9 protein-coding genes and 1 pseudogene are annotated in these 14732 nt (G+C 55.9%); 4 read left to right on the top strand and 6 right to left on the bottom strand.

From position 1 onward, the window contains the following. The 5 genes and pseudogenes from WGH93_RS12810 to WGH93_RS12830 form a co-directional block, all read right to left on the bottom strand. A pseudogene (locus WGH93_RS12810) lies at nucleotides 1-103 on the bottom strand (IS5/IS1182 family transposase); the annotation flags it as partial. Nucleotides 104-175: 72 nt separating this feature from the next. Further along, a complete protein-coding gene (locus WGH93_RS12815; RefSeq protein WP_374765284.1) occupies nucleotides 176-511 on the bottom strand; it encodes a DUF4145 domain-containing protein in 336 nt (111 codons plus the stop codon). Further along, the gene (locus tag WGH93_RS12820; protein ID WP_374765285.1) at nucleotides 508-1365 is read right to left on the bottom strand and encodes a helix-turn-helix transcriptional regulator; all 858 of its coding nucleotides are present in this window, start codon (nucleotides 1363-1365) and stop codon (nucleotides 508-510) included. The genes WGH93_RS12815 and WGH93_RS12820 overlap by 4 nt, the downstream gene beginning before the upstream one ends. 230 nt (nucleotides 1366-1595) lie before the next feature. Next, on the bottom strand, nucleotides 1596-2729 hold the full coding sequence (locus WGH93_RS12825) for a 5-methylcytosine restriction system specificity protein McrC (protein WP_374765286.1): 1134 nt from the start codon (nucleotides 2727-2729) through the stop codon (nucleotides 1596-1598). Continuing rightward, nucleotides 2726-4954, bottom strand: a complete 2229-nt coding sequence (locus tag WGH93_RS12830) for an AAA family ATPase (protein ID WP_374765287.1) — start codon at nucleotides 4952-4954, stop codon at nucleotides 2726-2728. The genes WGH93_RS12825 and WGH93_RS12830 overlap by 4 nt, the downstream gene beginning before the upstream one ends. 295 nt (nucleotides 4955-5249) lie before the next feature. Here WGH93_RS12830 and WGH93_RS12835 point away from each other — a divergent pair, with 295 nt between their 5' ends. From WGH93_RS12835 to WGH93_RS12850, 4 genes are all read left to right on the top strand, one after another. After that, complete coding sequence (locus tag WGH93_RS12835) at nucleotides 5250-6071, top strand: type IV toxin-antitoxin system AbiEi family antitoxin domain-containing protein (protein ID WP_374765288.1); 822 nt, start codon at nucleotides 5250-5252, stop codon at nucleotides 6069-6071. Continuing rightward, nucleotides 6061-6978, top strand: coding sequence for a nucleotidyl transferase AbiEii/AbiGii toxin family protein (locus tag WGH93_RS12840; protein ID WP_374765289.1), 918 nt, complete (start codon nucleotides 6061-6063; stop codon nucleotides 6976-6978). The genes WGH93_RS12835 and WGH93_RS12840 overlap by 11 nt, the downstream gene beginning before the upstream one ends. A 501-nt stretch (nucleotides 6979-7479) precedes the next feature. Next, nucleotides 7480-11037 carry a DEAD/DEAH box helicase gene (locus WGH93_RS12845; protein ID WP_374765290.1) on the top strand — a complete coding sequence of 1186 codons (3558 nt, stop codon included), beginning with the start codon at nucleotides 7480-7482 and terminating at the stop codon, nucleotides 11035-11037. Continuing rightward, complete coding sequence (locus WGH93_RS12850; RefSeq protein ID WP_374765291.1) at nucleotides 11037-14183, top strand: sacsin N-terminal ATP-binding-like domain-containing protein; 3147 nt, start codon at nucleotides 11037-11039, stop codon at nucleotides 14181-14183. Before WGH93_RS12845 ends, WGH93_RS12850 begins: the two co-directional genes overlap by 1 nt. A gap of 177 nt (nucleotides 14184-14360) precedes the next feature. Here the strand turns inward: WGH93_RS12850 and WGH93_RS12855 are convergent, their stop codons facing one another. Then, a complete protein-coding gene (locus tag WGH93_RS12855; RefSeq protein ID WP_374765292.1) occupies nucleotides 14361-14531 on the bottom strand; it encodes a hypothetical protein in 171 nt (56 codons plus the stop codon). Nucleotides 14532-14732: the final 201 nt, after the last annotated feature.

The following is a 14732-nucleotide window of genomic DNA, read 5'->3' on the forward strand; positions in this document are numbered from 1 at the left end:
GCGGCAGAAGCGGTTCCAGAGCCGCCCACTCCGCATCCGTTAAATCGCTTGGCAAACGCAGTCCTTCGCGGGCAAACTGCCGACGGGTGATATCAGTCCACATCCTGTGCCTCCATGGTGGCTTCGCAACTTCCATGAATCACAAGTGACTGATATCACTCAATTCCTTTTTCGGTCAGGCTCTCAGTAGCCACAGCGCATGCTGCGGCCGAACCGCCTCGCCATGGGCGGCCTTGTTGCCGTGAATGCGAATGGCGTGCAATTTGTCCAGAACGACCTTCGGAGTGACGGCTTCAAACGCATTATTCTTGAGCAGGTCAACAAAGGTCGGCTGCTCCGGTCTCGGGAGAGCCAAATCTCGATAGATGTCCTTGGTTAGGTTTTCAGCAAAAAGCCGCAGCTTTACGAGTGCGCTAGCAGGGTCCGCTTGTGCGTAGGCTTCGGCAAACCCGCCGAGCTCGGCGAGTCCGGGCCAGTCATCGCGCAATATTTCGAAGTTTTCCGATTTCATGCCTTCGCCTCCGCTAATGCGGCTTCGAACGCAACTTGGTTCGCCACAACCACCGGTATCTCGTGGGGATTATCGAGCTTGTCAGCGATATCCAGACGCAAACGCTTCTGAAAGTAGTAGAGCAGTGCTTTTCGGACATGAACTTCGACAAGCCCATCGAGCATCTCGTAGTCTTGCGCGATGATTTCCTGCTGGCTTTCGCTGAGGTCAGGATTGGGCGCAAGTTGCACCGTGAAGCGCTCGTGCCAAAGCACATCATCCTGGGAGTCGGCCCTCGACTCATCGAAGTCGCGTGTCTTTAGACAACGCGAAAGAAGAAAGTCTTTGAACTTCTCGTCAATATGACAGAACGCCCGAACATGCCAACGCAGGCCATCACTTCCGATCGCGTGCGGACTAATGCGCCTCCACTCGGGCGCGGGACGCCGGACATTCATTGACTGATAGTGAATCTCGACGGACCGTTTTTCCCGAATGGCCGCCAGGATGTCACGCAGCACACCGACGGCGACACTGCGGCGTGGAATCGGGAGGAGGTCGAACTCAGGCATGGCGGCCAGCCAAGACTCGGCTACGCCGTCGCGCGGCTCCCCTGCCACTTGAAGATGCGACAGATACGACGACGCATCTGGTTCAAGCAACACTGGCTTGAACTTGGGAGAGGCTCGATATCGTTTTGCGCTCTTGTCATACGCCAGATTCCCCGGCGCCTTCTCCTCATAGAGCGTCAGGTCTTTTGAAGCCTGCGGCACCGACACACCGAACTGGTCGATGATATCAGAACGGTTGATCCCGCCCTCCCAGAAGAGGCGGAACTCAATGAACTCCATCCGCTTTTCGACACCCCAACGCATCGCCTTGCTGCTCCATCATTCCAGTCTCACCGATACTTGGTTGGTGATGACCATAATTACTATATACGTATAGTTTATATACGTATAGACACTTTTGTCAAGAGGTTTTGAACCAAGCCTCAAAGTCATCATCCTCAACCACCACCCCCTACGTTGACTCGGTAAGGCGAGGACGGTGCGGCGTTATGCGGCTGAGAAGGTGTGTCTCCCCTTCACCAGAACGCACGGCATCAAGCGGCTAAGCTTGAGTAGACGGGCAAACGACGCAATCGATCCATGACAGTCGCCGTCGGCGCTGCAAGGTCGATGGTCGCGAACCGCACAAGGTGCCCCTGAAGTTCAGCGGCCTCATCCGTGTCGATCCCGATCGCCGGATATAGCAACATCCCCTCCGACGACAGGGAGCGCGGATCATCTTCCCGTTCCTGGCTCCGAAGATAGCTATAGAGCTGATAGATATGGGCAGTCTTGAAGCGCTGCCCGTCACCGAACTGCGCACCAGTCAGGATATTCGTGAATTTCGTGTCGATGATGATCCGCCGGTCTTCTTGCTCGTTCTCCAAGATGATGTCCGTCACCATCATGGGCAGGTGCCCGCGGATGCCGGGCGATGCTGCGCCTACCGGCCAGTAAATTTGCTTGCCGGGATAGACGCGCCAGCCCTCTTCGCGTGGCAGTTCGGCGGCAAAGAAGTTGCCGATGGCGCGCTCGAAGAGCTTCCGGAATTCCGTATCGCCACGCGATGCCTTGAAGAGCGAGCGCACACCTTCCTGCTCGGTCGGCAGGACGAGATCAAAGACGGCGCGCGCCAGCGACACCATCAGCCTGTCCTCGGCTTCGTGGCGGCCGATCTGGTCTGTTGCCATGTCGGCGCGGGACGGCGGTTGGCCACTTACGCCCGCCCGCCCGAGGGCTCCGGCCAGGGTTCTCGTTCTGTGGGCCAAACCTTGCTCGGACAAGCGCCCGCCCAGTGCTGTAAGCGCGGCGCGCACAAGCCGGTTTCTGGGTGTATCGATTGTGAGCTCTTCGAACCGGCAGGCGATTTCGCCGCGCCGGAAGAGATCGCGGGATTCTGTTTCCAGGATGTCGATGCGGCCCCGCACGCGCTTCAATGTAGCGGCGCGCCGACGGTAGCCAAAGCTAAGGTTCCGCCGCAGGCGAGTTTCGACCGCGTGGCACAGGAGCCGCGCGATGAGCGATTTGAAATCCGGTGAGTCCTCAATTTCGGCCTCGAACCGCCCCTGAAAGCGGGCAAGATCATAGGCATAAAGGAACAGCAGCCAGACATTGCGCACCGGTATCTTGTCATAGGCAAGCTTCGCCTCATCATCACGCCAAGCTTCTGCTTCCGGCGCTGCGCTCATAGCCCTTGCAGGAGCCGCGCTTTGGCTGAGGTGGCCTTGTCCAGATTGTCGAACCAGTATTCTTCAAGAAGCGGCGCGATTTCGGTTTCGACGATGTCACGGAACCATGCCTTGCCGTCAGGCACGGTCTTGCCGGGCGCCGGCGTTACATAGCTGTGCCCGATCCGGAACTGCGCCCCGAGTGACCGGTCAGCCGCGATCTCGTCATTGAGCTCGGCCATGAGGTGCTGGATTTGTTTCAGGACAGCGTCGTCGATACCGGCCTGATCGATGCACCATTGCCGCCAGGTGTCATTCAGTGCGGTTTCAAGCGTGACAAAGGCAAAGCGACGCCGGAGCGCTAGATCAACAAGCGCAAGCGAGCGATCGGCGATGTTCATGGTGCCGATAACGAACAGGTTGCGCGGGATAAAGACCCGCTCGCCCGCTTCATGACGGTAGGCGAGTTCGATGGCTTCTTCCTCGCTGCGCTTGTCTTTCTCAAGAAGGGTGAGCATTTCCCCGAAGATTTGAGCGGGATTGCCGCGATTGATCTCCTCGATGATCACGACATAGGGGCGGTCCGGTTCGGCGCGCGCGGCTTCGACAGCTTCGAGAAACACGCCGTCAATCAAGGATAGCGCGCCATCGCCATCCGGGCGCCAGCCGCGGACGAAATCTTCGTAAGACAGTGACGGGTGGAATTGTATGGAGCGCATACGCTTACGGGTGACGATGCGATCACGGGTCCCGAGCAGCGCGTAACCAAGGCGTTTGGCGAGCCAGGTCTTTCCTGTGCCGGGCGCCCCCTGAAGTATGAGATTCTTCTTCGCAGTCAGACGCGATAGCGCAGATTGCAGATTATCTTCCGGGAAAAAACAACCGTCCCCGACGATGTCAGATACGTTGTAAGGCTTGAACGCGACGTCTTCGAGATCGGCTTCGGCCTCTTCTTCTTCGCGCTCAATGTCTGTCGCGGTTACGTCGCGCGACCTGTACTTCTTTGCAAAATACGGAACACGCAGCCAGAATTCATAATCTTGTTTGTGGTCGCCGAACGCGAACTGAATCAGGCGCCTTGCGAGCTCGTCGGAAGCGTCGGCCTCAACAATGGTTGTGCGATAGGTGTAGAAATACCATTCTTTCGGCTCATCGAGCGGCGTCCAATCGACCTTTACGGTTTTGCCGTCCGTGGTGGCTTCGGTGACCGTTCCAATCGCCTTGATCCGCATGGACGAGACCGGCTTTTCGTGATTTTCGAACGGCAGGCCGTATTTCTTCACAAAGGATGCTTTGATCGCGATCCTGTCGCCGGGCTTCATCCGCGCCACATGCTCGGAGAATTTCTCGTCATAACCGTTTTGCCAGATGCCCTCGTTCAGGAAGCGTTCGGTCTGGTCATCCGTGCCGCCCCAAACGGCACCAACGAACCAGAATTGCCGGTCAGGGTCTTCGAAGAGCGATCCCGGCGTATCGTCAGGCGGGGGTGGCACTTCATCGGCGTTTTCGCCGCCCGAACTCTTGTAACGGGAGTGAACGTCGCGAAAGAGCGTCAGCGCGCTGTCATGATCGAGATGCGTCTCCCGGCCTTCGGCAGTCAGAGTCCATTCGCCGCGCTTCTTGCCTTCGATCAGGCCGGCTTTGACAAGATAGAAACGGGCCCAACCGACTTGGTTCTCGTATTTGGATTGCCCGTTTTTGTTGGTCTCCTTCAGCTCTTCTTCGCTGACCGGTCCGGTCTCTTTGACAGCATCCATGACGGCTCTCGGTTCGGCAGAACCGCCCAAGGAACGGAGGGCGTCGAGCACAGGACCGAAGAACTGAACAAATTTGGGGCCGCCGAGGTCACCGCCGCGCTGCCCCTCGCCGGGATCGAGGCCGAGATCGTCGGGTGCGTTTGGCGCCCAGGCGAACACCGCCTTTTGCTGTTCTTCCACGAAGGTCGCAGGATCAGACACCTCGAAGCCGAAGCTCTTGGCAGCGTTGATAAAACCTTCGCGGGCATCGCCGTCCAGCGTTCCGGTTTCGAGATTCTGCTTGTTGACGACGATTGCGCTCGGCATGGGCCACCCTCGATCAGCTGCAATTTCCACGAGGTCGCCGAGATGATAATTCATGGCGCGCCGAACCTTCTGCCATTTCGCGCGGTTGGCTTGGGCAAGGTCGCCATAGCTAATAAAACGGCCATCACGCGCCGCTTCCAGGATCGCCTTGTAGGTCGTCTGTAGATCAAGAACATCACTCATAGGGGACACTGTAACTGTGATAGTGCCGCCCGTGTAGGGATTTTCACAACTTATCAAGAACCTATCGCCCTGCTTCGCCGGAGCCGTCCGTCACCCCTCACTTGCTGATGGGGGTGCGGCGGTGGAGACGATGCAGGGCACCGGCGCCCGCCCTGCTTTGCTGGAGGGTTCCCGAGCCTTGTCGTAGCGGCAGCGCTTTACCATTCGACAATTTTGTCCATCCAGGACGGACCAAAAGCGCTTTTCTCAAAGGAAGAGGTGACAGGCTCTTTGAAAACATGATAATATGTCCATCATGAGTGGACAAGAACATGAAAACATAAAGAGCTTGCTTGAGTCTGTACCCGCAGGCTTCCTCGTGGACTCTGCCTGGCTGAAGCACCATGGCATAGGGCGCCGCTCGGCCTATGGCTACGTCAAGCGCGGCTGGCTGGAACGCGTCCATCGCGGCGTCTTCCGGCGCCCGGCGCCGAACGCCAGCAAGGCCAACACACTCGACTGGAAGACCTGCCTGCTCTCCATGCAGCATATCATGGGCTGCGATGTCCATGTCGGCGGCACGACCGCGCTCAGCCAACAAGGCCACGACCACTATCTGCGCCTGGGCAGCAATGCCCCTGTCTGGGTCTATGGCGAGGCCATACCGAATTGGCTGGCCAGACTGCCGCTGAACGCCCCGATAGAAACCCGCACCACGTCACTGTTCGCAGATTCGTCGCGCGGCCTCAGCAAGGACGACGCCGACGCAAAAGATAACCTGCCATGGGACTGGCAGCTGAAGATGTCGGTGCCGGAACGGGCGGTCATGGAAGCCATGGACGAGCTGCCTGACCATGGCAGCTTTCATAGCCTCGACATGGTCTTCGAAAGCCTGACAACGCTGCGCCCGCGCATGCTCTCGGCGCTGCTGCACAGCTGCAAGAAGATCAAGGTCAAACGCCTGTTCTTCGTCTTCGCCGATCGCCACAATCATCCCTGGCGCAAGCGCCTCGACCCCGAAGAATTCAACCTCGGGAGCGGCGACCGCGCATTGGTCAAAGGCGGCCGGATACATCCGCGCTATCGCATAATGGTACCGGAAGAATTCGTGACAACGGAGGCGAGCGATGGCGCGTGAAACCTATGAAGCCCAGGTCGCGCTGCTCGTCCGCATACTCCCGCATGTCGCAGAAGAACCGATCTTCGCGCTCAAGGGCGGCACGGCGATCAATCTGTTCTACCGCGATCTGCCGCGCCTGTCGGTCGATATCGACCTGACCTACCTGCCGATCAAAGACCGTGATGAAAGCCTTGCTGAAATCAACGACGCGATGGATCGCATCGCAGCATCCATCGAAGCGGGCATCGCAGGTGCAAAAACCCAACGGATCAAAGGCGGTGGCGGCGGCGCGACCCGCCTGCTTGCCCGCCTGAACGGCGCCGAGATCAAGACCGAGACCTCCCCCGTCACACGCGGTGTCGTTCATGAACCGGAATCCCGCGCGGTCACCGAGGCCGTCGAGGATGAATTCGGGTATGCGGAAATGCAGATCGTCGCTTTCGAAGACCTGTTTGGCGGCAAGCTCCATGCCGCCCTCGATCGCCAGCACCCGCGCGACCTTTATGACGTCAAACTGCTCTACGAAAACGAAGGGCTGACGGACGACCTGTTCCGCACCTTCCTGATCTATGTCGCCAGTTCGCCGCGCCCTGCGCACGAGCTTCTAAACCCGAACCTGATCGATCTCGATCAGCCCTTCGCGCAACAATTCGAGGGCATGACCAAGACACCGGTCGCCCTCGACGAACTCCTGAAGACCCGTAAGCAACTGATCGCCGACATCCAGTCTCGCTTCGACGCGAACACAAAACGCTTCCTGCTCAGCCTGCACGACGGCGCACCCGAATTCGAAGCCATCGACCGTCCGCAGGCGGCCAACCTGCCCGCCGTGCGCTGGAAGCTCATGAACATCGAGAAGCTGATGGCTGAAAACACCGGTAAACATGCCGCACAGCGCGCCGAACTTGAGAAGTTGTTCGGCTGACGCTGCACATTGCGGCGCCGGACTGGAACGGGGCGTTGCGGGGTGTCCCCGCTGGAAGGGGTAGCGGAAAGCCGCCAGAGGCGGGTTGCAGCGAGGGGAAGACTTTCCCCTTTGGCCAAGATTCCCAGAACCGGCAGGGTTCCGCGCTGATGCTCAATCACCGTCATGCTTCATACTATCGATGTGGCCACGCCACGGTCGGTGACCTTTTCCTGCGCGTCCTGCTTCGCCGAAGTCGCCCATCACCCCTCACCTGCGGGAAGGGTGCGACTGCAATGACAGGGCAAGCATCCATCCCGTCCTGCCTTGTTAGTTGGCACCGGGGCCGACGAGCCTCGCTGCGAGTCCGGAATCTATCGCCGGCGGATTGCATCTGCTAAGCTGACGCTGAGCCGGGTCGGCGGCCACGGAGGGCAGTAAATGAAAAAATTCGTGAAACATGGAAATATTCTGATAAATTCGGTAAGGTTTATGAATATTTTTGAAAATTGAGTTATATGAATGCACACTGAATTGAGAATGGCGTCGTCCGATCTAGCAGGCTTTCTGCAGCGAGAACTTCCGGAATTTTCGGAAGATTGGTGGGAAAAGAACGTTATTGAAAGACTGAGCTTCCAACAGCAAAGGATTATCGAGGAAAAGAGGCTTGCCTCGCTACGCGAACTTGACCTTGCCGCTCTCCTCAGGGTTCTCGATCAGAACTGGTTCGAACTTTCACAGAAGCTGAAGTTTCCTCGTGAAGGCAGGAACTGGGTAAAGGAACTACAGACCGTCAGGAACAAATGGGCGCACGCCCCGGCGGATGACGCTCCTCCCAGTGAAATCTACCGAGACGCCGACACGCTTGAGCGCCTGCTCTCACTGATAAACGCCAGCAAGGCGTCTATCGAAGCGGCGACCGTGATGAAGAACGCCGCTCTGGCGTCGATGTCAAAAGCATCGAAAACCGCGTCCGAAGATGAACGCGAAGCTTCCGACACCCTTTCGGAACCTACGATCGAAAAACCCACCCATCTTTTCAATGTAGGTGAGTTAGTAACCCTCCGCTCTGATAATAGCGTCAAGGTGCCGGTACTAGAGGTCGTCTTTGGCGGGCCTGAGATTCGGTATCGCGTCTTCCAGGATGGAGCGAAATCCACCTACTACGAAAGCCAGCTTCAAGCCATAGGTGGCGGTGATGACGAGAAGCCTGAAATCTCTATCGAAGAATTCAAAGCGCGCCTGACCGCGCAACACCTCCTATCCCCATCGACTGCTAACCTCTTCTCGCTCCGATCTGGGCGTGTAAACTTTGTCCCCTATCAATACCGGCCGGTATTGAAGCTTATTAGGTCGGATCGCCCTCGACTGTTGATCGCAGACGAGGTTGGTGTCGGTAAAACAATTGAAGCGGGCCTCGTCATCAAAGAACTCAGCGCTCGGACTGACATCTCGTCTATCTTGGTGATCTGCCCAAAAGCGCTCGTGGCCGAACGGAAATGGCAGACCGAGATGAAGCGCTTCGACCAGGACTTCACCCACCTTGACGGTAAACTTCTGCGTCACTGTCTCCAAGAGACAGACCTCGAAGGTGAATGGCCCGAAAAGTACGGTAAGTCTATCCTACCGTTTTCGTTGTTTGATTCCGATTTGATCTTCGGTCAAGGCGGGCGGAAGCAGAAGAAGGATCGTGGCTTGCTGGCGCTTGATCCGGCTCCCGCCTTTGATTTGGTGATCGTTGATGAAGCTCACCACATCCGTAATGCAGACACCTTCCTGCACCAAGGCGTCAGATATTTCTGCGATAACGCCAAAGCTGTCTTGCTGATGACTGCTACCCCCGTTCAGCTCGGCAGCTCTGACCTATTTACCTTGCTCAATGTGGTGCGTCCGGACCTTGTCATTGACGAGGCCAGCTTCGAACAGATGGCCGCACCCAACCGTTTCATCAATGAAGCGGTCAGGCTGTGCCGTGAAAAATCGGCCGGATGGCAAAAGGATGCGTCAGATCAGCTGCGGGAGGCTGCGCAAACCGAGTGGGGCCGGCTCTTTCTCCGTGAAGAGGCAAACTTCCAAGGGGCTTTCGACAAGCTTCAGGAAGCGGAGATTCCCGACTCCGAGCGCGTGCTGATGACGCGAACCCTCGAAGAGCTTTATACTTTTAGTTCAATCATCAACCGGACCCGCCGCCGTGACATCGGTGAGTTCACGATGCGTAAGCCACAAACTCTGACCGTTGATTTCAACGATGAGCAGCGAGACCTCCACGATACGCTGTTGAACATCATCGCCAAAATTCTTGTACGCTGTCATGGTCAGCAGAACGTCAAGTTCATGATGACGACGATCCGTAGGCAGGCTGCGAGCTGTCTTTTCGGTTTGGCGCCCTTGCTTTCCGACATCCTGACACGAAAACTCGATCAGCTGGAAGTGATCGAAAGCAACGACATCGACGATGAAATCGACTTATCATTTGTCGACCAGGTTCGTGCTGAGATCGAGGAGCTTCTCCACAAGGCTGAGAACCTCAGTCCGGATGACGCGAAAGTCGAAGCCTTCATTCGAGCACTGAAAGAAAAGGCCAGCTTGGAGAATAACAAGGCGCTCGTCTTCAGCACCTTCAGGCACACGTTAGCTTACCTCGCCAAACACGCCGAAGCAGCTGGACTGCGCTTCGGCCTCGTGCACGGGGACGTTACTGACGAGGAGCGCGCAGAGCTGAGACGGCGGTTTGCTCTCCCAAAGGCCGATGAGAACGCTCTAGACGTACTTCTCTCATCCGAAGTTGGATGCGAGGGCCTCGATTTCCAGTTCTGCGACTTCCTCGTGAACTATGACCTTCCTTGGAATCCGATGCGGATCGAGCAACGGATCGGACGCATCGATCGATACGGACAAAAAAGTGAGGCAGTCAGCATTGTTAACCTCGTGACGCCTGGAACGGTTGATGCCGATATCTACCAGCGATGCCTGTGGCGGATCGGCGTGTTTCATCATGCCGTGGGCGGTGGCGAGGAAATTTTGGGCGAGATCACCCAGGAAATCCATGACATCGCAGAGAGCTTCGTACTGACAGAAGACGAAAGGGAGAAGAAGCTCCAGCAACTCGCGGACAACGGCATTCGTCGCATTCGCGAAGAGCAAGACCTTGAAGAGAAGGAAGTAGAACTCTTCGGCCTAAACGTGCCGAAGCAATCTTGGCGCGAGGATATTGAAGACGCAGAGAGTGAATGGCTGTCGACGGCATCAATCAAGCGATGCGTATCCAGATACCTCCAGTCCAAAACCGGATCGGACGCTGACCCACTGTCGGGTGACAAGCCTCTCAGAACCTTGAGGGTGAGCCAAGAGGTGCGGAATGCTCTTTTGGCTGATTTCAGGAAGTTCAAGCGCAGCAATGATGCCCTATCCAGAAGCTGGGAAAAGTGGCTGAAGGGCGGCACTCCAAGTCTGACGGTGACCTTCGATCAGGACGCTGCAGCCGAAAACCCGTCCACTGTCCACCTGACAGTTATGCATCCCCTCGTACGACAGGCAGCCCGCTTTCTGGAGATGGACGAAGCGATGTACTGCTCTCTTGAGGTGTCCGACGGATTGCCACCCGGACAGCACAAATTCGCTCTGTATCGGTGGACCATGCATGGCATTAAGCCAGACGAGCAACTTGTAGCAGTCGCGACTGATCCACTAGTGGAAAGCGCTCTTCTTCGTGTACTGCACAGAGCCGTGGAACCGATCCTGTCTGTCTCGCAGTCTGCAGAAGACTTCGACGATCTCGACAATCTTCACCATACCAAATGGTCGGCAGCACAAGCCAATCATATCGCCGAGAACCAGAAGCTGGCCGAGCATAGAGTGCAAAGCTTGACCGTTAGCCATCGAGCCCGTGTGCGCATCCTGGACGATCAGATATCCAAAGCGACCAACGATCGCATTCGGCGGATGAAGGAAGCAGAACTGGCGCGGGCGAACGGTGACTTCGAACGTCGCGTAAGTGAGTTACGTGACGCTGGAAACACGGGCGATATTAGGGCCGCGCCGATCATGCTAGGTACAATCTCAGTCCGGAGCGGCACGTGATGACCGATTTTCTAACCAAACTATCAGATCAGCGGCGAAAGTTCCTTGAAGGCATCGACGCCAACGAAGGTGACATCAATCTCGATATCTTCGAGGATTTCTACCCTGATCAAGCCCATTTCGTGTTCGAGTTGCTGCAAAATGCCGAAGACGCGCAAGCGACTGAGGTTTCCTTCTCATTAAGCAAAGGAGGATGCCGATTCGAGCACAACGGGACACGGCTCTTCACTGAAAAAGATGTTCGGTCAATTACGGGAATCCACAATAGCACAAAAGAAAACTCCGCTGAAGAAATCGGAAAGTTCGGCGTCGGATTTAAATCTGTTTTCGTTTATACACTGGAGCCTGAAATCAGATCGGGTGACTTTTCTTTCCGCATTTCTCGCCTCGTCATGCCCGATCGCATCGTTGACGACGGCGAGGACAAATCTATCACACGGTTCTGGTTTCCCTTCAACAACCCCAAGAAACCAGCTGATGTGGCATACACCGAAGTCGGTGCCGGTCTTCATGACCTTGCTGAAACGACCTTACTCTTCCTTTCGAATATCCAGGCGATCAACTGGAAAATTGACAATGGGAAATCGAGCTCTATCCTGCGCGTCGAGCATTCCGAGGAGCACATCGAAGTTCTGAAGGAAACCGAAGGCTCGACAACGGCAACGTCACATTTTCTTCGTTTTGCTGAAACTGTCGAAGGTTTGGAGAGGCAGAAAGTTGCTCTGGCCTTCAGCTTGGAGCCGATCAAGGAGAAAGAGGTCTATAGCTCTAGCACGCAACTCAACAAACAGTTCAAGATTGTTCCTGTAAGTGGGCAAGTGGCCGTTTTTTTCCCGGCGGAGAAGGAAGCTTCCGGACTTCGTTTCCATCTTCACGCCCCCTTCGTTCCCGAGCTCAGCCGTGCAAGCATCAAAAAGACGCCTGCTAATACCCCTCTTTTTGAACAGCTAGCATTTCTAAGCGTACGAGCGGTGTATGGCATCAAGGGCCTTGGGTTCTTGACGCCTGAGTTCCTAAGCGTCCTACCAAATCCGAATGACCAAGTTGGGGAAAGCTACACGATCATCCGAGACAAGGTGGTTGAAGCGTTCAATAATCAGCCGCTGACTCCAACCTATGACAAGGGGCATGCCCCGGCGAAGCACCTCCTTCAAGCGAAGGCCTCTCTCAAGGAGTTGCTCTCGGAGGAAGACATTGAGTTTCTCATGACCGACCAAGACATTGTCCCGCGATGGGCGGCAAGTCGCGCATTGCAAGGCACGAATGTCGAACGGTTTATGAGTGGTCTTGAGATTAAAGAATGGGATGTCGACGACCTTCTTGAAGAACTCGCTAGCAAGTTGGACGCAAGCTACTCAAGGAGCCCGCCGGATACTGAGGTCCTGGAGTGGCTGTCAAAGAAGACGGCTGATTGGATTCAGCAGCTATACGCCCTGCTCGCCAGCGACCCTGAGACCAAAGAAGAACTATATCAGCTTACCGACGCGAAAATCGTGAGACTGGCTGATGGCGCCTTCGAGGTTCCTAACAAGTGTTATTTTCCTGATGAGCAAGGGCGCTACAGCAAAATCGTACCCTGCGTTGACCGTGAAGTACTCGAAGGCGGAAACAGTCAAAAACGGAAGAAGTTTGCGAAGGTATTCCTGAGTGAGATTGGCGTTACGGATATCGGCGAGCGGCAGCTTGTCGAAGCATTGCTGGAGAAGAACTACTCTTCCTCCGAGCACACCTTCCGAGAAAAGGACTACGTTGCTCACCTGTGGCGCTTTATCAAACTGATCGAAAGCGATCCCTCAGCAAAGTCGGCGCTAAAAGAGTTTCAAGTGTTCCTCGGCGGCGACGAATTGTGGCACAAGCCAGAAGAGATTTTTCTCGACAGCCCCTACTTGGATACCGGATTAGCCGAGTACTATGAAGTACTTGGCTCTTCGAGGAATCGGGTGCAGCTTCATCCACTATACCAGAATCTGCCGATTGACATCTCAAAGGTGGCTAGTCTTGCAGAAGCACTCGGAGCAAGAACCGTCATCCCCATCGCTAAATCCGACTGCACCCAAAATCCCGAGTGGGCGTATCTTCGCCGTGTGCCGGGAGAGCGGAACACATCACCACTAAATCTAGATTACGTGGTAATCGGGTTTGAGAAATTCGCCTCTAACGAATCTATTCGGATTTCGAGGCTGATATGGAATACCATGTGTCAGCCAAGGATTAGCGGGTTTCTCGAAGCGCGATACAGGCGAAATGTATCCGGCGGCAGCCGCTACGCAAAATCGCAGTTAGTTCATCAGTTACGGAATTTCGCTTGGGTCCCACAAGGCGATAGCTTCGTCAAACCGAAGGCCGCAAGGGTCGAATATCTACCGGAAGGATTTCGCTTTGATGCTGGCTGGCCATGGATCAAAGCCATCGATTTTGGAATTGAAGTTGAGCGCGAGAACGAGAAGGTGCGCGCCGAAGCGGTAGCTGCAGAGGCAAAGAAGACAAGGAAGCAGGCAGCAGCGGCAGAACTGGGGTTTGAAAACCCTGATGATCTGGAACTTCTTAGCCAATTGTCAGAGCTATCGGAAGAAGAGCGCCAAGAAATGCGCGAAGAGATGCGCCGGAGGAGGAAAGTCACAGAGTTGCCGGAGAATGAGCCCAGCAACCCTGAACGGCGTGACGCGCGCGTTCGAGAGATCGCAAAAGACGCCCAGGGGAGAGAAACGGAGAAACGTTCCAGAAGCGTCTCCATCGGTCAGGGCGCCGTGAAAGAAGAAGCAAAACAATACCTTCATCATCAGTACACAGGTGACGAAGGTCTTTTCTGCCAAGTCTGCGAGAAACCGATGCCTTTCGCTCTGGATGACGGGTCACCTTACTTCGAGGCGGTCGAGTTCTTGCCCGAGAATACACTCAAGAAACGACACCATCAGAACTACCTTGCACTGTGCCCGAACCACGCAGCCATGTTCCGGCACGCGAACGGCTCGAAAGACATCATGAAAGCGATGCTGCTTGATCTCGATGACGCGCGATTGGAGGTCATTCTAGCGCAAGCAGATTGCACCATTTACTTTACGAAGACGCACCTTTCCGACCTAAAGAGTGCGATCCATGCCGAGGACGAGGACGAAAGCGAAGACCTCCGGGCGTCCTCTGGCTAAAGACGCGGATTCGAGGGCGTGACGAAGGCGCCTGTCGCACTCGACGAAGTCCTGAAAGCCCGAAAACAACTGTTCACGGATATCGAGTCCCGCTTCGACAAGGACTCAAAGCGCTTCCTGATTATCGTGGATGAGGGCGCAGGCCCGTGGCCACTTGTGAATGAGCGCGGCGTCCTATCAGCCCTCCAGCGCAACTTCGACCATGCGCTCAATATATTCCGTGGCGGACACGAACCCTGCCATCTCCCCCATCGGACCACGCGGGTCCTTCGCCTGCCTCTCGGCCTTCTCATAGGCTTTCCGGCTCAACGTGATCGTCACGGTCACTTCATCTTCATTATCGTTCATCAATCCATCGTAACCGCCCGGTTTGGACCGCCGTAACCGCCCGGTTTGGACCGCCTGTTGATTGGTGTGTTGATCCGCTACAACACGTGGATAGCGACGTCGCAAAGGACGTGTTTTAGGCGGAGGATGTATGCGGGGCGAGGTTCTTGGGATTGAGCGGCGACGCCGCTGGTGTGACGATGACAAGCTGGCGATCGTGTC

The sequence above is a fragment of the Yunchengibacter salinarum genome, from assembly GCF_037658235.1.
In the GTDB taxonomy this organism is placed as follows: Bacteria; Pseudomonadota; Alphaproteobacteria; order Sphingomonadales; family Kordiimonadaceae; genus Yunchengibacter; species Yunchengibacter salinarum.